13 protein-coding genes and 1 pseudogene are annotated in these 17,113 nt (G+C 71.7%); 8 read left to right on the forward strand and 6 right to left on the reverse strand.

Annotated elements, in window-relative coordinates; translation table 11 throughout:
• Positions 1 to 435: pseudogene (locus tag DIZ27_RS24095) on the forward strand (cell division protein DivIVA); the annotation flags it as partial.
• 309 nt (positions 436 to 744) lie between these two features.
• Here DIZ27_RS24095 and ileS read toward each other — a convergent pair.
• Positions 745 to 3,921: an isoleucine--tRNA ligase gene (gene ileS / locus DIZ27_RS24100; RefSeq protein ID WP_109380550.1), complete on the reverse strand. Its 3,177-nt coding sequence runs from the start codon at positions 3,919 to 3,921 to the stop codon at positions 745 to 747.
• 644 nt (positions 3,922 to 4,565) lie between these two features.
• On the opposite strand from ileS, the gene DIZ27_RS24110 reads away from it, so the two are divergent.
• The 6 genes from DIZ27_RS24110 to DIZ27_RS24135 all read left to right on the forward strand — a co-directional run bounded on the left by DIZ27_RS24110 (position 4,566) and on the right by DIZ27_RS24135 (position 10,148).
• The gene (locus DIZ27_RS24110; protein WP_109380551.1) at positions 4,566 to 5,516 is read left to right on the forward strand and encodes a TraR/DksA family transcriptional regulator; all 951 of its coding nucleotides are present in this window, start codon (positions 4,566 to 4,568) and stop codon (positions 5,514 to 5,516) included.
• A gap of 88 nt (positions 5,517 to 5,604) precedes the next feature.
• A complete protein-coding gene (gene lspA / locus DIZ27_RS24115) occupies positions 5,605 to 6,210 on the forward strand; it encodes a signal peptidase II (RefSeq protein ID WP_109380552.1) in 606 nt (201 codons plus the stop codon).
• A gap of 55 nt (positions 6,211 to 6,265) precedes the next feature.
• Positions 6,266 to 7,210, forward strand: a complete 945-nt coding sequence (locus DIZ27_RS24120; protein WP_109380553.1) for an RluA family pseudouridine synthase — start codon at positions 6,266 to 6,268, stop codon at positions 7,208 to 7,210.
• Positions 7,207 to 7,686: a GNAT family N-acetyltransferase gene (locus tag DIZ27_RS24125; RefSeq protein ID WP_109380554.1), complete on the forward strand. Its 480-nt coding sequence runs from the start codon at positions 7,207 to 7,209 to the stop codon at positions 7,684 to 7,686. Before DIZ27_RS24120 ends, DIZ27_RS24125 begins: the two co-directional genes overlap by 4 nt.
• An 87-nt stretch (positions 7,687 to 7,773) precedes the next feature.
• A complete protein-coding gene (locus DIZ27_RS24130) occupies positions 7,774 to 9,360 on the forward strand; it encodes a Na+/H+ antiporter (protein ID WP_109380555.1) in 1,587 nt (528 codons plus the stop codon).
• 41 nt (positions 9,361 to 9,401) lie between these two features.
• Positions 9,402 to 10,148, forward strand: a complete 747-nt coding sequence (locus tag DIZ27_RS24135) for an SDR family NAD(P)-dependent oxidoreductase (protein ID WP_109380556.1) — start codon at positions 9,402 to 9,404, stop codon at positions 10,146 to 10,148.
• Positions 10,149 to 10,155: 7 nt separating this feature from the next.
• Here DIZ27_RS24135 and DIZ27_RS24140 read toward each other — a convergent pair whose 3' ends face one another.
• Positions 10,156 to 11,358, reverse strand: a complete 1,203-nt coding sequence (locus tag DIZ27_RS24140; protein ID WP_109380557.1) for a mechanosensitive ion channel family protein — start codon at positions 11,356 to 11,358, stop codon at positions 10,156 to 10,158.
• A 151-nt stretch (positions 11,359 to 11,509) separates the two neighbouring features.
• On the opposite strand from DIZ27_RS24140, the gene DIZ27_RS24145 reads away from it, so the two are divergent.
• A complete protein-coding gene (locus tag DIZ27_RS24145; RefSeq protein ID WP_109380649.1) occupies positions 11,510 to 12,085 on the forward strand; it encodes a dienelactone hydrolase family protein in 576 nt (191 codons plus the stop codon).
• A 10-nt stretch (positions 12,086 to 12,095) separates the two neighbouring features.
• On the opposite strand, the gene DIZ27_RS24150 is transcribed toward DIZ27_RS24145, so the two are convergent.
• The 4 genes from DIZ27_RS24150 to DIZ27_RS24165 form a co-directional block, all read right to left on the reverse strand.
• Positions 12,096 to 13,781 (reverse strand): alkaline phosphatase, encoded by a 1,686-nt coding sequence (locus tag DIZ27_RS24150; protein ID WP_109380558.1) that lies wholly within the window; start codon positions 13,779 to 13,781, stop codon positions 12,096 to 12,098.
• A gap of 90 nt (positions 13,782 to 13,871) precedes the next feature.
• Positions 13,872 to 14,684: a DsbA family protein gene (locus DIZ27_RS24155; protein WP_109380559.1), complete on the reverse strand. Its 813-nt coding sequence runs from the start codon at positions 14,682 to 14,684 to the stop codon at positions 13,872 to 13,874.
• 106 nt (positions 14,685 to 14,790) lie between these two features.
• On the reverse strand, positions 14,791 to 15,492 hold the full coding sequence (locus DIZ27_RS24160) for a hypothetical protein (protein ID WP_109380560.1): 702 nt from the start codon (positions 15,490 to 15,492) through the stop codon (positions 14,791 to 14,793).
• An 83-nt stretch (positions 15,493 to 15,575) separates the two neighbouring features.
• The gene (locus DIZ27_RS24165) at positions 15,576 to 16,940 is read right to left on the reverse strand and encodes a DUF2252 domain-containing protein (protein WP_109380561.1); all 1,365 of its coding nucleotides are present in this window, start codon (positions 16,938 to 16,940) and stop codon (positions 15,576 to 15,578) included.
• Between the last annotated feature and the right edge of the window lie 173 nt (positions 16,941 to 17,113).

A 17,113-nucleotide genomic window follows, 5' to 3' on the forward strand; every position in this document is an offset into this window, starting at 1 on the left:
ACCTTGCGCTCCAGCGTCGCGATGGGCTCCCTGGAGTCCGCCCGCGCCACGCTGGAGCGCAAGGTCGAGGACCTGCGCGGCTTCGAGCGCGAGTACCGCACGCGGCTGAAGTCCTACCTGGAGTCGCAGCTGCGTCAGCTGGAGACCCAGGCGGACGACTCGCTCGCCCCGCCGCGTCAGCCGGCCGCCGCGTCGCTGCCGCCGTCCCCGGCGCCCTCGATGGCTCCGGCCGGTGCCGGTGCGCCGTCCTACGGCGGCAGCCAGCCGATGGGCGGCGGTCCGGGCGCCCAGCCCGGCCCGTCCTACGGCAGCCAGCAGCAGATGCAGCCGGCGATGACCCAGCCCATGGCGCCGGTGCGCCCGCAGGGGCCGTCGCCGATGGGCCAGGCGCCCTCGCCGATGCGCGGGTTCCTGATCGACGAGGACGACAACTGACGGCCTCACGGCCATGAGTACGGCCTGACGGCCGACGGCGTTCAGGGCGGGGCCCCGGGTTCGACAACCCGGGGCCCCGCCCTTTCGCTACGCGCGTTCACGGAGTTTGCAGCGTTTGTTCAGGTTTGGGTGCGGTGTCCGACGTACACAACGCCGAAGGTCCGGGCTCACCGAAAATCTTGGTGAGCCCGGACCTTCGGCGTGGATCGCTCCTCCGCACCTGCCGGGACGGGCCGTCCCGGCAGGTGCGGAGGAGCCGTACATCGACACGGCCCCGCGCCCCGAGGGGCGCGGGGCCGACTCGGAGCGTTACGCCTTGCGCAGCCGGAACGTCAGGGACAGGCCCTCGTCCGTGAACGCCTGCCCATAGGAGTCGTCCGCCTCTCCCTGGGCGAAGTCCGTCGCCAGGACCTCTTCGGCGATCAGAGCGGAGTGCTCGGTCAGGGCCGCGATCGTGGCGGCCTCCGTGGCCGTCCAGCGCAGGGCGATCCGGTCGGCCACGTCGAGGCCGCTGTTCTTGCGGGCCTCCTGGATCAGCCGGATCGCGTCCCGGGCCAGGCCCGCGCGGCGCAGCTCCTCGGTGATCTCCAGGTCCAGCGCGACCGTGGCACCCGAGTCGGAGGCCACCGACCAGCCCTCGCGCGGGGTTTCCGTGATGATCACCTCGTCCGGGGAGAGGGTGATCGTCTCACCGTCGACCTCCACCGCGGCGGTGCCCTCGCGCAGCGCCAGGGACAGCGCGGCGGCGTCCGCGTCCGCGACGGCCCGGGCCACGTCCTGGACCCGCTTGCCGAACCGCTTGCCGAGCGCGCGGAAGTTGGCCTTGGCCGTCGTGTCCACCAGTGAGCCGCCCACCTCGGAGAGGGACGCCAGGGACTCGACGTTCAGCTCCTCGGTGATCTGTGTGTGCAGCTCGGGGTGGAGGGCGCCGAAGCCGCTCGCCGCGATCAGGGCGCGCTGGAGCGGCTGGCGGGTCTTGACCCCCGACTCCGCGCGGGTGGCCCGTCCCAGCTCCACCAGGCGGCGCACCAGCACCATCTGGGTGGACAGCTCCGGGTCGATCGCCGTCAGGTCCGCCTCGGGCCAGGAGGACAGATGGACCGACTCGGGGGCGCCCGGGGTGACCGGCACGACCAGGTCCTGCCAGACCCGCTCGGTGATGAACGGGGTCAGCGGGGCCATCAGCTTGGTGACCGTCTCCACGACCTCGTGCAGGGTGCGCAGCGCGGCCTTGTCGCCCTGCCAGAAGCGGCGCCGGGAGCGGCGGACGTACCAGTTGGACAGGTCGTCGACGAACGCGGACAGCAGTTTGCCGGCCCGCTGGGTGTCGAAGCCCTCCAGCGCCCGGGTCACCTGGTCGGTGAGCGCGTGCAGTTCGGAGAGCAGCCAGCGGTCCAGCAGCGGACGGTCGGCGGGCGCCGGGTCGGCCTCGGACGGGGCCCAGCCGGAGGTGCGCGCGTACAGCGCCTGGAAGGCGACCGTGTTCCAGTAGGTCAGGAGCGTCTTGCGGACGACCTCCTGGATGGTGCCGTGCCCCACCCGGCGGGCCGCCCACGGGGAGCCGCCGGCCGCCATGAACCAGCGGACCGCGTCCGCGCCGTGCCGGTCCATCAGCGGGATCGGCTGCAGGATGTTGCCCAGGTGCTTGGACATCTTGCGGCCGTCCTCGGCGAGGATGTGGCCGAGGCAGACGACGTTCTCGTACGACGACTTGTCGAAGACCAGCGTGCCGACCGCCATCAACGTGTAGAACCAGCCGCGGGTCTGGTCGATGGCCTCGCAGATGAACTGCGCCGGGTAGCGGGCCTCGAACAGTTCCTTGTTCTTGTACGGGTAGCCCCACTGCGCGAACGGCATCGAACCGGAGTCGTACCAGGCGTCGATCACCTCCGGCACGCGCGTGGCGGTCTTCGCGCAGCCGTCCTGCGGGCAGGCGAAGGTGACCTCGTCGATGTACGGGCGGTGCGGGTCGAGGCCCGACTGGTCGGTGCCGGTCAGCCCGGTCAGCTCGGTGAGCGAGCCGACGCAGGTGAGGTGGTCGTCCTCGCAGCGCCAGATCGGCAGCGGGGTGCCCCAGTAGCGGTTGCGGGACAGCGCCCAGTCGATGTTGTTGTTCAGCCAGTCGCCGTACCGGCCGTGCTTGACCGAGTCCGGGAACCAGTTGGTGTTCTCGTTCTCCTCGAGCAGCCGGTCCTTGACGGCCGTGGTCCGGATGTACCAGGACGGCTGCGCGTAGTACAGCAGCGCGGTGTGGCAGCGCCAGCAGTGCGGGTAGCTGTGCTCGTACGGGGTGTGCCGGAAGAGCAGGCCGCGGCTGTCCAGGTCCTCCGTCAGCCTCTCGTCGGCCTTCTTGAAGAAGACGCCGCCGACCAGCGGGACGTCCTCCTCGAAGGTGCCGTCCGGGCGGACCGGGTTCACCACCGGCAGGCCGTAGGCGCGGCAGACCTTGAGGTCGTCCTCACCGAAGGCGGGGGACTGGTGGACCAGACCCGTGCCGTCCTCGGTGGTGACGTAGTCGGCGTTCACCACGTAGTGGGCCGGCTCGGAGCTGTGTCCATCGGTTCCCTCGCTTGCGCTCGGGAACTCGACGAGCTCGAAGGGGCGCCGGTACGTCCAGCGCTCCATCTCGGCGCCGGTGAAGGTCTGCCCGGTGGTCTCCCAGCCCTCGCCGAGGGCCTTGGCGACCAGCGGCTCGGCGACGACCAGCTTCTCTTCGCCGTCAGTGGCGACCACGTAGGTCACCTCGGGGTGCGCGGCGACCGCGGTGTTGGAGACCAGGGTCCAGGGGGTGGTCGTCCACACCAGGAGCGCGGCCTCGCCGGCCAGCGGGCCGGAGGTGAGCGGGAAGCGGACGTAGACGGACGGGTCGACGACCGTCTCGTAGCCCTGCGCCAGCTCGTGGTCGGACAGGCCGGTGCCGCAGCGCGGGCACCAGGGGGCGACACGGTGGTCCTGGACCAGCAGCCCCTTGTTGAAGATCTCCTTCAGCGACCACCAGACGGACTCGATGTACTCCGGGTCCATGGTGCGGTAGGGGTCATTGAGGTCGGCCCAGTAGCCCATACGGGTCGTGAGCTCTTCGAAGGCGTCGGTGTGGCGGGTCACCGACTCGCGGCACTTGGCGTTGAACTCGGCGATGCCGTACGCCTCGATGTCCTGCTTTCCGGAGAAGCCGAGCTCCTTCTCCACCGCCAGCTCCACCGGGAGGCCGTGGCAGTCCCAGCCGGCCTTGCGGCCCACGTGGTAGCCCTGCATGGTCCGGAAGCGGGGGAAGACGTCCTTGAAGACGCGCGCCTCGATGTGGTGGGCGCCCGGCATGCCGTTGGCGGTGGGCGGGCCCTCGTAGAACACCCACTCGGGGCGGCCCTCGGACTGCTCGAGGCTCTTGGCGAAGATCTTCTGTTCCCGCCAGAAGTCGAGCACGGCGTGCTCGAGGGCGGGCAGGTCGACCTGGGCTGGCACCTGTCGGTACGTCGGCGTTGTCATCAGCGGGCTTCCTCCGGCGGACTTGCTGCCTTCCGTCCGGAGGGACGAGAGCTGTGTCGATCCCTGCGCCGCCGTCGGCGCGCTCCCGCGGTACCACCCTCCTTGGCCCCCCGGTGCGTCGTGTGCTCCGGTGAGCCCCCTCATTGGGGTCGCGATGCCGGTTCTACTCGCCCGGGTGGGCCTGTGGGCCGAGCCCACTGCCCAGGACTTTCCTCCGGCGGCTCCGGGGTGATCTTCACGTCGGGCTCGCCCCCGGGCTCACACCGTCCCCGGGTCGCTCTGGGCTGCTTACGCCGCTACTCGTCCCCATCCACGCTTCTCGCTGCGCCCAGTGTACGGCGCGGAGGCGGCAGCGGCCGACCGGTTTGTTGGGCGGGCGGCAGGCGAGGACCGCGCGGATGTCACGGGGACTCCCCATGGGGTGACATACGCCCAAATGGAGTGGTACGGGCGTTCGGATTCGCGGACGTCCGGCTTGATGGCATACCCGGCGGGGAGCTGGGCACAACGCATGCAGGTCCGCCGCGCGGCGTCGGCGGGGCGGGCGGATCGGGCGGTGCGCCCCGTTGCCGCGGGACCCGAGTCGATTTATCGTCCCAGCACGATTCGCGCGCAAGATCACGGTATGTGAAGGGGCCGCGGCCATGGTGGCGAAGAAGACCGCCGACGAGGAGTCGGTGTCCAGCAGGGCCGCGCCCGCTTCAGGCGGCGGAGCCGAGGGGGAGGGCGGGAGGAGGAGCACCCGGGGGGGCGGGAAGGCGACGGCGGAGAAGGCGGCCGGAAAGGTGGCGGCCTCGAAGGGAGCGGCCACGCGGAAGGCGGCCGCGAAGAAGGCGGCGGGAAAGGCCGCGGAAGGGACGGCGGGGAAGAAGGCGGCCGCGAAGAAGGCGGTCTCCGCAGCGGCAGCGGCGGCCGACGGCTCGGGCGGGAAAGCGGCCGGAGCAGGGGCCCGGGTCGGGCGGGCCGGTGTCTCGCAGGGCACCGGGGGTCGGACCGGCCGGGGCGCCGCACGCAAGGGCACCACCAGGACCAGCGGGGGCACACAGGACACGGCCGGGCGCGGCACGGCCACTGACGCGGGCGCGGCCGGGACCGCGACGCAGACGGGAGCGACCACGGTGGGTGCTAAGAAGACTCCTGGTACGGCGACGGAGGCGAAGACCGCCGTGCCCAAGGCGCGGATCGCGGCGGTGGAGCCCGGCGATCTCGCGGTGCGCCCGGGCGAGGACCCCTGGACACCGGAGGAGGTCGAGGAGGCGCGGGCCGAGCTGATGACCGAGGTGCTGCGGCTGCGCGAGGAGATCAGCTCGTCCGAGCGATCGCTGGCCGGCCTGATGCGGGACTCCGGTGACGGCGCGGGCGACGACCAGGCCGACACCGGTACGAAGAACATCACGCGGGAGCACGAACTGGCGCTCGCCGCCAACGCGCGCGAGATGCTCACCCAGTACGAGCGCGCCACGCAGCGCCTGGACGCCGGTACCTACGGCCTGTGCGAGAACTGCGGCAACCCCATCGGGAAGGCCCGTATGCAGGCCTTCCCCCGGGCCACGCTGTGCGTCGAGTGCAAGCAGAAGCAGGAGCGCCGCTACTGATCACCTCCACATGCCTCCTGAGCACGAGGGCCGTGCGGGGTGTGTCGTACCCTCGTCCTCAGTCAGGTACCTAGGTTGAGGGACTCACGTGGCAGAGGCGGAGCGCATCATCGGTACGCCGGAGACCCCGGACGCGGACCGGGACGGGCAGGACCGTGCCGAGCACGACCGGGCCGATGCCCAGGACACAGCGGCCGGGACACCCCGCGGCAAGCGGCGGGTGGCCGTGCTGTTCGCCGTCGCCGCCGTCGCCTACGCCCTCGATCTGATCAGCAAGATGATCGTGGTCGCCAAGCTGGAGCACCACGCGCCCATCGAGATCATCGGGGACTGGCTGAGGTTCGAGGCCATCCGCAACGCGGGCGCGGCCTTCGGTTTCGGCGAGGCCTTCACCGTGATCTTCACGGTGATCGCGGCCACGGTGATCGTGGTGATCGTCCGGCTCGCCCGCAAGCTGTACAGCCTGCCCTGGGCGATCGCGCTGGGGCTGCTGCTCGGCGGTGCCCTCGGCAACCTCACGGACAGGATCTTCCGCTCCCCGGGCGTCTTCCGGGGCGCGGTCGTGGACTTCATCGCGCCCAAGCACTTCGCCGTCTTCAACCTGGCGGACTCGGCGATCGTCTGCGGCGGCATCCTGATCGTCCTGCTGTCCTTCCGGGGCCTCGATCCGGACGGAACCGTCCACAAGGACTGACCGGCCCGCTGAACGCGCGTACGGGGTCGTCCGACCGGTCCGGCATACTCGACGGGTGAGCACCATTCCCGAGATCCGTACCCTGCCCGTGCCCGACGGCCTGGAGGGCGAGCGCGTCGACGCCGCCATCTCCCGCATGCTCGGCTTCTCCCGGACCAAGGCGGCCGAGCTCGCCGCCGCGGGAAAGGTCACGGTCGACGGGTCGGTGGTCGGCAAGTCGGAGCGGGTCAGCGGCGGCGCCTGGCTCGAAGTGGAGATGCCGCAGGCGCCCGCGCCGGTCCAGGTGGTCGCCGAGCCCGTCGAGGGCATGGAGATAGTGCACGACGACGACGACGTGGTCGTCGTCGTCAAGCCGGTCGGGGTCGCCGCCCACCCCTCGCCCGGCTGGACCGGACCGACCGTGATCGGCGGTCTCGCCGCCGCCGGGTACCGCATCTCGACCTCCGGCGCCGCCGAGCGCCAGGGCATCGTGCACCGCCTGGACGTCGGCACCTCCGGTCTCATGGTGGTCGCCAAGTCCGAGTACGCGTACACGTCGCTGAAGCGCCAGTTCAAGGAGCGCACGGTCGACAAGCGCTACCACACGCTGGTCCAGGGCCACCCCGACCCGACCAGCGGCACCATCGACGCGCCCATCGGCCGGCATCCGAACCACGACTACAAGTGGGCGGTCATCGCCGAGGGCAAGCCCTCCGTCACGCACTACGACCTCGTCGAGGCCTTCCGCGCCGCCTCCCTCCTCGACGTCAAGCTGGAGACCGGCCGCACCCACCAGATCCGCGTCCACATGGCCGCCCACCGGCACCCCTGCGTGGGCGACCTGACGTACGGCGCCGATCCCACGCTCGCCAAGCGGCTCCGCCTGACCCGCCAGTGGCTGCACGCCGTACGGCTCGGTTTCGAACACCCGGGGGACGGCCGGTGGGCGGAGTTCAGCAGCGACTACCCCGAGGACCTGCAGCAGGCGCTGGACCAGGTCCGGGAGGAGACGTACGCGTGAGCACCCCGTACGTGGTCCGCGAGGCGGTGGAGCCCGGGGACCGGGAGGCGTGCTTCGCGGTCCGCAAGGAGGTCTTCGTCGCCGAGCAGGGCGTGCCGGAGGACCTGGAGTACGACGCGTACGACGCCGGCGCCGTGCACGTGCTCGCGCTCGGTGCGGACGGCGAGGCGCTCGGCACCGGGCGTCTGCTGCACGGCGAGGCCGCCGCAGCGAAGAACGGCGGCGGCCGCGCCGTGCAACAGACGCCCGGTTCTCTGGGGCGGCTCGCGGTGACCCGCCGGGCGCGCGGGCTCGGCGTCGGGGCGGCGCTGGTGCGGGGCATCGAGGAGGCGGCCCGCGCGCGCGGGCTCACTGCCGTCGACCTGCACGCGCAGACCCATGCCCTGGGGTTCTACGAGCGGCTGGGGTACGAGGCGTACGGGCCGGAGTTCCCGGACGCGGGCATGCCGCACCGGGCCATGCGGCGCGTTCTGTAACCGGGGCATCGAACGGCCTGCTGAGGGCAGGGGCGTGACAGGCTGGAAGCCTGCTGCCCGACCGTCGACCCGCCCGGAGCGCTGACCGTGGATCAGTTGGCCTTGCTGTTCACCGTGTTGCTCGGGGCCGTGGTGAGCGTTCCGGTCGGGGACCGGCTGGGGTTGCCGGCGCCGGTGCTGATGACGGTCTTCGGGATCGCCCTGGCGCTGCTGCCGTTCGTCCCGAACGTCGACATCCCGCCGGACCTGATCCTGCCGCTGCTGTTGCCGCCCCTGCTCTACGCCGCCGTCCGCCGGACGTCCTGGCGCCAGTTCGCCGCGAACGTCAGACCGATCCTCCTGCTGGCCGTGGCGCTGGTGTTCGTCACCACGCTGTGTGTGGCCGTCGTGGCCCACGCGATCGTGCCGGGTCTGCCGCTGGCCGCCGCCGTGGCCCTCGGCGCGCTGGTCGCGCCGCCCGACCCGGTCGCGGCGACCGCCGTCGCCGGGAAGCTGGGGCTGCCGCGCCGGCTGGTGTCGATCCTGGAGGGCGAGGGCCTGTTCAACGACGTGACGGCGATCGTGCTGTACCACGTGGCGATCGCCGCCGCCGTGAGCGGAGCCTTCTCGCCCTGGCGGGCGGGGCTGGACCTGGTGCTGTCGGCGGTGGTGGCGGTCGCGGTCGGCCTCGCGCTGGGCTGGGGGGCCAACCATCTGATGGGCCTGCTCGGGGACGCGACCCTGCAGATCGCGATGAGCCTGCTGGTGCCGTTCGCCGCCTACGCCCTGGCCGAGGAACTGCACGGCTCGGGGGTGCTCGCCGTACTCACCACCGCGCTGTTCCTGGTGGAGTACGCCACCGACCCCGACGAGGTCATGACCCGGCTCGCCGGGCACGCCTTCTGGGACATCGTCGACACGCTCGTCACCGGTGTCGCGTTCGGGCTGGTCGGCCTCGAGCTGCACAACGCGCTCAGGACCGCGGCCGGCCACTGGGGCGAGCTGCTCCGCTGGGCGGCGGCGATCGTGGGGGTGGTCGTCCTCGTCCGGCTGCTGTGGCTGCTGCCGGCGACCTGGCTGACGAAGCGGCTGCACTCCGCGCGGGACCTCGACGAGGAGATTCCGGTCGGCTGGCGCGAGGCCGTGGTGATGTGGTGGTCCGGGATGCGCGGGGTGGCCTCCGTGGCGCTGGCGCTGGCGATTCCGCTGCAGACCGATGCCGGGGACGCCTTTCCCGTCCGCAGTGAGATCGTCTTCATCGCGTTCGGTGTGATCATGGCGACGCTGCTGGTCCAGGGGATGACCCTGCCGTGGCTGGTGAAGCGGCTGGGAGTGGAGGCCGACACCGGGCGGGAGAAGGAGTACGAGCGGGATCTCGCGGTACGGGCGGCACGGGCGGCCAAGCGGCGGCTGCGGGAGATCGAGGAGGTCGAGGAGCTGCCGGAGGAGCTGTCCGAGCAGATGCTGCGGAGCGCCTTCGAGATCGGGATGCAGATCAACCCGGACATGGCGGGCGACGAGCGGAGGGAGTCCCACCGGCAGCGGACCCGGCGGGCGAAGCGGGTGCGGCGGATCCGGAGCGAGATGCTGAGTGCCGCCCGGCACGAGGTGCTGGCGGCGCGCAGTGAGGCGGGGGCCGATCCCGAGGTGGTGGACCGGGTGCTGCGACATCTGGATGTGCGGAGCATGCGGTGAGTTCGTCCCCCGGTGCGGCCTTCTGTTCGTAGGGTCGGGGTATGACGAGAAACGTGGTGATCAGCGGGGGCGGTACGGGGATCGGTCTGGCGGCGGCACGGATGTTCGCCGCGGACGGGGACCGGGTGCTGCTGCTCGGGCGGCGCGGGGACGTGCTGGAACGGGCCGGGGCCGGGGTGCCGGGGGCGTCGGTGTACGCCGCCGACCTCGCCGACCCGGTCGCCGTGCGCGGTGTCAGCGGCTTCGTGGGCCGGGAGTTCGGGGCCGTCGACGTGCTGATCCACAGCGCCGGGGGCAACGGTCTCCTCGAGCCCCCTGCCGGGGGCGACGACCCGCTCGACGCCGTCGCCCGCCACTGGACGGTCAACTTCCGGCTCAACCTGCTGACCGCCGTCCTGCTCACGGAGGCCCTGGAGGACCGGCTCGCCGAGCCCGGCGGGCGGGTGCTGTTCCTGAGCTCCATCGCCGCCTACCGGGGGTCCGGGCAGCTCGCGTACGCGGCGGCCAAGGCCGGACTGCACCCGTACGCCCACGGCCTCGCCCGGAAGCTGGGGCCGCACGGCATCACGGTCAACGTGGTCGCGCCCGGCTACATCGAGGACACCGCCTTCTTCGGCGACGGCCTCGACGACGAGCGGCGGGCGCGGCTGGTCGCCGAGACGTCCGACGGCCGGGCCGGAAAGCCCGGGGACGTGGCCGCCACCCTGCACTGGCTGGCCTCCCCGGGCGCCGCGCACATCACCTCGCAGATCATCCAGGTCAACGGCGGCGCGGAACGCGGCCACTGAGAGGCCGTCAGCGCTTGCCGGTGCTTGTTGTGCTTGTCGGGTTTGCAGGGGCTGCCGGGTTTGCCGGGCCTGTGGGCGTTTCCCGCTTCCCGGTGCTCTCGTGCGGGCCGCGGGCCGCGGGTACGGTGCCGGGGGAGCGACGGTGGCCGTCGAGCTCCGGCGCCGGGCCCGGCGGCAGTTCCGCGGCGGCCGTGCTGACCCGGGGCAGGGCGTAGGGGTGCTCCTCGGCCAGCCAGCGGATCATCTGCTCGCGGACCGTGACCCGTACCGTCCATATGTCGTCCGCGTCCCTGGCCGTCACCAGGGCCCGCACCTCCATGGTGCTGGGCGTGCTGTCCGTCACGGTCAGGTTGTAGGCGCGGCCGTCCCAGGCCGGGCACTCCCGCAGGATGTCGCGGAGCCTGTCCCGCATCGTCTCCAGCGGGGCCGAGTGGTCGAGGTGCCAGAAGACGGTGCCGGTCATCTGCGGTGTGCCGCGCGACCAGTTCTCGAACGGCTTGGACGTGAAGTACGACACCGGCATGGTGATCCGGCGCTCGTCCCAGGTGCGCACGGTCAGGAAGGTCAGGGTGATCTCCTCGACCGTGCCCCACTCGCCGTCCACCACGACCGTGTCGCCGATGCGCACCATGTCGCCGAAGGCGATCTGCAGTCCGGCGAACAGGTTGCCGAGCGTGGACTGGGCGGCGACACCGGCGACGATGCCGAGGACACCGGCCGAGGCCAGCAGTGAGGCGCCGGCCGTGCGCATCGCGGGGAAGGTCAGCAGCATCGCGGCCGCCGCCACCACCCCGACGATCGCCGAGACCACCCGCCTGATCAGCGTCACCTGGGTGCGCACCCGGCGGACCCTGGCCGGGGAGCGTTCGCGGTGCACGTTGGCGTACCGGGTGTACGAGGTCTCGACGACGGCCGCCGCGATCCGGATCACCATCCAGGCGACCGATCCGATCAGCACCAGCGTCAGGATCCGCCCGAGGCCTTCCCGGTGGTCCTCGAACAACCGGGCCTGGTCGTACGAACCTCTCAGCAGGGCCGCGCAGATCAGCAGCTGGTAGGGGATGCGGGCGCGGCGGAGCAGCTCCCACAGCGGGGTCTCGGGGTGCTGTTCGTCGGCCTTGCGCAGCAGTCGGTCGGTGGCCCAGCCGAGCACCAGGGTGAGCACGACCGAGCCGCCGACCACGATCAATGGGCGGAGCACGTCTTCCATGCCCTCGAACGTAACCGGCCTCGCGCGGAGTGAACATGTGAGGTTCGCGCCGTCGTGGGTACGGCCCCCGGCCCGGTCGGCCCGCGGGGTGCGCCGGCCCGGCCGACCGGGCCTGCACCGGCTGTCAGACCCGGCTGGCACCATGGGCGTCATGAACATCATGCTGTTTCACTCGACCTACGGCCTTCGGCCCGCGGTGGCCCGGGCCGCGGACCGGCTGCGCGGCGCCGGACACGAGGTGTGGACGCCCGACCTCTTCGAGGGCCGTACGTTCGACACGGTCGAGGAGGGCATGGCCCACCAGGAGTCGATCGGCAGGGACGAGTTGCTGAGACGGGCCGTCCTCGCCGCCGCGCCCTACTCGGAGCGGGGGCTGGTGTACGCCGGTTTCTCCTTCGGCGCCTCGGTCGCCCAGACGCTGGCCCTCGGCGACGGCAAGGCGCGCGGGCTGCTGCTTCTGCACGGCACCTCGGACATCGCGGCGAACGCCGAGGTGGACGACCTCCCGGTGCAGCTGCACGTCGCCGAGCCGGACCCGTTCGAGACCGACGACTGGCTGAGCGCCTGGTACCTGCAGATGGGCCGTGCCGGAGCCGACGTCGAGGTGTACCGGTACGCCGGGGCCGGTCACCTCTACACCGACCCCGACCTGCCGGACCACGACGAGGAGGCCGCCGAGGCCACCTGGCGGGTGGCGCTCGGCTTCCTCGACTCGCTGGAGGACTGATCCGGGGACGTCAGACCGGGGCGGTGGCGCGCTCGACCCGCTGCGTGCCGCTGCGGGTCCGGTACGAGCGGGCCCACGCGGACGTGGCGGCCGGATCGGTGCGGCCGGACAGCACGTAGTAGTCCATCTGCGCCCGCTCGGCGGTGATGTCCAGCACCCCGTAGCCGTGGCGGTCGGTGTCCACCCAGTGGACGTGCCGGTTGGTGGCCTTGATCAGCGGTGAGGCGACCGCGGAGACGGAACCCTCGGGGACCTTGGCGAGATCGTCGAGGTTGTCGGAGGTGACCGAGGTGACGACGAACTCGGTGGCCGCCGACGGGGACAGCGGATAGGTGCCCGCGTTCACCGGCACGTCGTTGGCCCACGCCATGTGGATGTCGCCGGTGAGGAAGACCGTGTTGCCGATCGCGTTCGTCCGCAGATGGGCGAGGAGTTCGCGGCGGTCGTCGGTGTAGCCGTCCCACTGGTCGGTGTTGAGGGCGAGGCCCTCCTGCGGCAGGTCCAGCAGCTTGGCGAGCGGCTTCAGCAGGCTGGCCGGGAGCGCGCCGAGGGCGAGCGGCGAGATCATCACCGAGGTGCCGACCAGCCGCCAGGTGGTGTCGGACGCCGACAGTCCCGCCTTCAGCCAGTTGAGCTGGGCACGGCCGGTGAGCGTGCGGTCCGGGTGGTCGACCTCGCCGCTGCCGAACGGGGCCTGCTGGGAGCGGAAGGAACGCAGGTCCAGCAGCGAGAGGTCGGCGAGCCTGCCGAAACGCAGCCGGCGGTAGGTGGTGCCGGCCAGCGCGGGACGTACCGGCATCCACTCGAAGTAGGCCTGCTTGGCCGCGGCCTGACGCGCGGCCCAGGTGCCCTCCGCGCCCTCGGTGTGGTTCTCGGCGCCGCCCGACCAGGCGTCGTTGGCGAACTCGTGGTCGTCCCAGATCGCCACGACCGGCGCCTTGGCGTGCAGCGCCTGGAGGTCGGGGTCGGTCTTGTACGTCGCGTGCCGTACGCGGTAGTCGGCGAGGGTGACGATCTCGTGGGCGGGCGCGTGCGGGCGGACGGTCCTGCCGCGGGTGCCGTATTCGCCGGTGCCGTACTCGTAGATGTAGTCGCCGAGGTGCAGCCAGGCGTCCAGGTCGCCGCGGGCCGCGAGATGGCGGTACGCCGAGAAGTGCCCGGCCTCCCAGTTGGAGCAGGAGACCACGCCGAAGCGCAGACCGGTCACCGCGGCGTCGGCGGCCGGGGCGGTGCGGGTGCGGGCGACGGGGGAGTCGGTGCCGCCGGCGGAGAAGCGGAACCAGTAGTCGGTGGCCGGCGCCAGGCCGCGGACGTCGGCCTTGACGGTGTGGTCGGAGGCGGCGGTGGCGCGGGTCGAGCCCTTCGCGACGACGGTGCTGAACGCCTTGTCCAGGGCGACGGTCCAGCTGACCTCGGTGTCCGGGCCGAGGCCGGAGCCGGGTATCGCCTCCGGCGTCGGCGTCACCCGCGTCCACAGCAGGACGCCGTCCGGCAGCGGGTCGCCGGAGGCCACCCCGTGCAGGAAGGCGGGGGTCTGGGAGGTGGCCGCGCGGGCGGAGGGCGCGGCGGCGAGCGGTCCGGCCAGGAGCACGGTCGCGGCGGCCGCCTTGACGACCGTACGGCGGTGCGGGGCAAGGGAGTTGACGTCCGCGGCGGCGGAGAAGGTGCTCTCGGATGATCTGTGTCGACTGGTCACAGCCGATCAGGTTACTGACAGGTACACGCGAGAGCGGGCGAACTCACAAAAGTTCGCCCGCTCTTCGGCGCGGAGTCAGCCGGCCGAGGTTCAGGCCTTGAGGGCCTTGTCGATCGCCGCGGTGAACTCGGGGGCCGTCATGGGCGCGTTCTGCCCGTCGGCTCCGGTCACCTTCTTGCCGTCCATCATCAGCGTCGGGGTGCCCTTGACGTCGCTGTCGTCGAACTTCTTGGACATCTCCAGCGCCCACCTGTCATAGGTGCCGTTCTCCACGGCCGTCTGGAACTTCTTGTTGTCCTTCAGTTCCTCGACGGAGTTCGCCACCTTGATCAGGTAGGAGTCGTCCTTGAACTTGTCTTGGCTCTCCTCGGGGTGGAACTCGGCCGAGTAGAGCGCGGCCTTGTAGGCGAGGAAGGCCTCGGGACTGACGTTCAGCGCGGCGCCCAGGGCGCTCAGGGCGTTCTTGGAGCCCTCGCCGGTCAGGTTGCGGTCCAGGAACGAGGCGCCGATGAACTGGACCTTGTACTTGCCGTCCGCGACGTCCTTCTCGATCGTCTTGCCGACGCCCTGCTCGAACGTGGCGCAGATCGGGCAGCGCGGGTCCTCGTACAGCTCCAGGGTCTTCTTCGCGTCGGCCTTGCCGACGACGACGGTCGTGCCGTTCTCGCCGCTGCTGTTGGCCGGCTTGACGAGCTTGGCGTCCTCCGCGGCCTCCCACGCGCTGGGCTGGTTGGCCTGGACGACGGCGTAGCCGATGCCGCCGGCTATCGCCAGGACACCGACGATCGAGCCGGCGACGATGAGCTGGCGCTTGACCTTGGCCTTCTTGGCCTCGCGCTCGCGCTCGACGCGCAGACGCTCACGGGCCGCCGTCTTCGCCGCCTGGCTGTTCCGCTTGCTCATGGTGATGCTCTCCACAGGGGACGCGCACAGTGTGTGTGCGGGATATGTATGGGGGGACTACAGATGCTCGGACTGCGGGCCGCCGACGCCGGGGCGGAGGGTCGCCTCAGACGAGGGCGGCGGAGCACGGCGGTCCGCGCCGTCCCAGGGAGTGCACGAGGAACCGGTCCACGGCCGTGGTGGTCCGGAGGGCCGGGCGATGCGGCCGACGGGCCTTCGGGGCCCGGTGCACGGTCACCGCGGCGACCGCCAGCAGCAGCGGCCGGAAGGTGCTCGCCGCCATCGCGCCCAGCAGCTGGGCCAGCGCACGCTCACCGCGGTGCAGCCAGGCGGCGGCGAACAGACCGACGCCGATGTGCGCGCCGAGCAGCAGCCAGGCGGTGGCGGGGCCGGCCTGGGCGAGCAGGCCGACGAACCGGTCGCCGCCGTCGGCCGCGGTGCCGGCCACCCGGGCCAGCGGGGTGCCCACACTGCTGCCGTCGCCGCACAGCAGGTCGAAGCCGACCGAGCGCAGCGGACCCGCGACCGGGCCGCCCATCCGTCCGTAACAGAGGTGCTGCCCGGTGGTGAACACGGTGTCGGCGGCCAGCTCCAGCGGGATCAGCAGCGCGGCGATCCGCCCGAAGGAGCCTGCCCGGCCCGCGAGCGCGTAGGCCAGGACGAACACGGCGGCGGCGATCACCGTCACCGTGTTCAGCGGCAGCGGGGCCCCGGACAGCAGCACGTGCGACGCGGCGCTGAGGGTCACGACCATGGTCGTGAACAGCGCCGCGCGCAGGGCTCTGAGCGGGGCTCCGGGTATGTCCATGATGGGAACGAGTGTGTCACGTGCTCCGGTAAGGGATCCCTAAAGGGTTCCTGTGGGCTGTGTCTCCCCGGGCGGGAGGGAGGTCACAGGCCCGGGATCCTGCCGTTGCGGAACAGGTCCAGGAAGATCTGGTGGTCACGGCGCGCGCGTGCGCCGTAGGTGTGCGCGAAGTCGACCAGCAGGGGTTCCAGCCCGTCCTCGTCGGCCGCGATCGCCGCGTCGATGGCGCGCTCGGTGGAGAACGGCACCAGGGACTCGCCGGAGGTGTCGTCCGCCGCCGCGTGCATTGTGGCCGTGGCCCGGCCGAGGTCGGCGACGACCTGGGCCATCTCCTCCGGCTCGTCGATGTCGCCCCAGTCCAGGTCCACGGCGTACGGCGAGACCTCGGCGACCAGCTGCCCCGCGCCGTCCAGCTCGGTCCAGCCCAGCCACGGGTCGGCGTGCGCCTGCAGAGCACGCTGGGAGATCACCGTGCGGTGGCCCTCGTGCCGGAAGTAGTCCTGGATCGCCCGATCGGTGATGTGCCGGGAGACGGCCGGGGTCTGGGCCTGCTTGATGTAGATCACGACGTCGTTCTCCAGGGCGTCGCTGTGTCCCTCCAGCAGGATGTTGTACGAGGGTAGCCCGGCCGAGCCGATGCCGATGCCGCGGCGGCCCACGACGTCCTTCACACGGTAGGAGTCCGGGCGGGCCAGCGAGGCGTCCGGCAGCGTCTCCAGGTAGCCGTCGAAGGCGGCGAGGACCTTGTAGCGCGTGGCGGCGTCGAGCTCGACCGCGCCGCCGCCGGAGGCGAAGCGGCGCTCGAAGTCACGGATGACGGTCATCGAGTCCAGCAGCCCGAAACGGGTCAGCGAACGGGCGTCGCGCAGCGCGTCGAGCAGCGGCCCCTGCGCGGTGTCCAGCGTGAACGGCGGCACCTCGTCGCTCTTCGCTCCGGTCGCCAGCGCGTGGACGCGCTCCCGGTACGCGGCCGTGTAGATCCGCACCAGCTCGGTGATCTGCTCGTCGCTGAGCGCCTTCGCGTAGCCGATCAGCGCCATGGAGGCGGCGAAGCGCTTGAGGTCCCAGGTGAAGGGGCCGACGTAGGCCTCGTCGAAGTCGTTGACGTTGAAGACCAGACGGCCGTTGGAGTCCATGTACGTGCCGAAGTTCTCCGCGTGCAGATCGCCGTGGATCCACACCCGGGACGTCCGGTCGTCCAGGTACGGCCCGCTGTATGTCCTTCCACCTCGCCCGGCGTTCCCAGCGTTCTCAGCGTTCTCAGCGTTCTGATCATGGTAGAAGAGGCACGCCGTGCCCCGGTAGAACGCGAACGCCGAGGCCGCCATCTTCCGGAACTTCACGCGGAACGCGGCCGGGTCGGCGGCCAGGAGCTCGCCGAAGGCGGTGTCGAGAACGGCGAGGATCTCCTCGCCGCGGTGCTCGTCGTTGAGCTGCGGGACCGACATCGCTGAGTGCCTCCTGGTACGGGACGTCCGGGGACGGCTGATCCGTCCCCGTGCCTAACGCGCGGCGCGTCACGGGAGTGCCCGCGCCACTCGCCAGAAGGTACGACGGCGGAGCCCTGGAGTGTCAGTGCCGGGGCATAGACTTCGACGTTGACCACCGGACTGCCCACCTG

Origin of the sequence: Streptomyces sp. NWU339, assembly GCF_003143855.1 — a bacterium.
Lineage (GTDB): Bacteria > Actinomycetota > Actinomycetes > Streptomycetales > Streptomycetaceae > Streptomyces.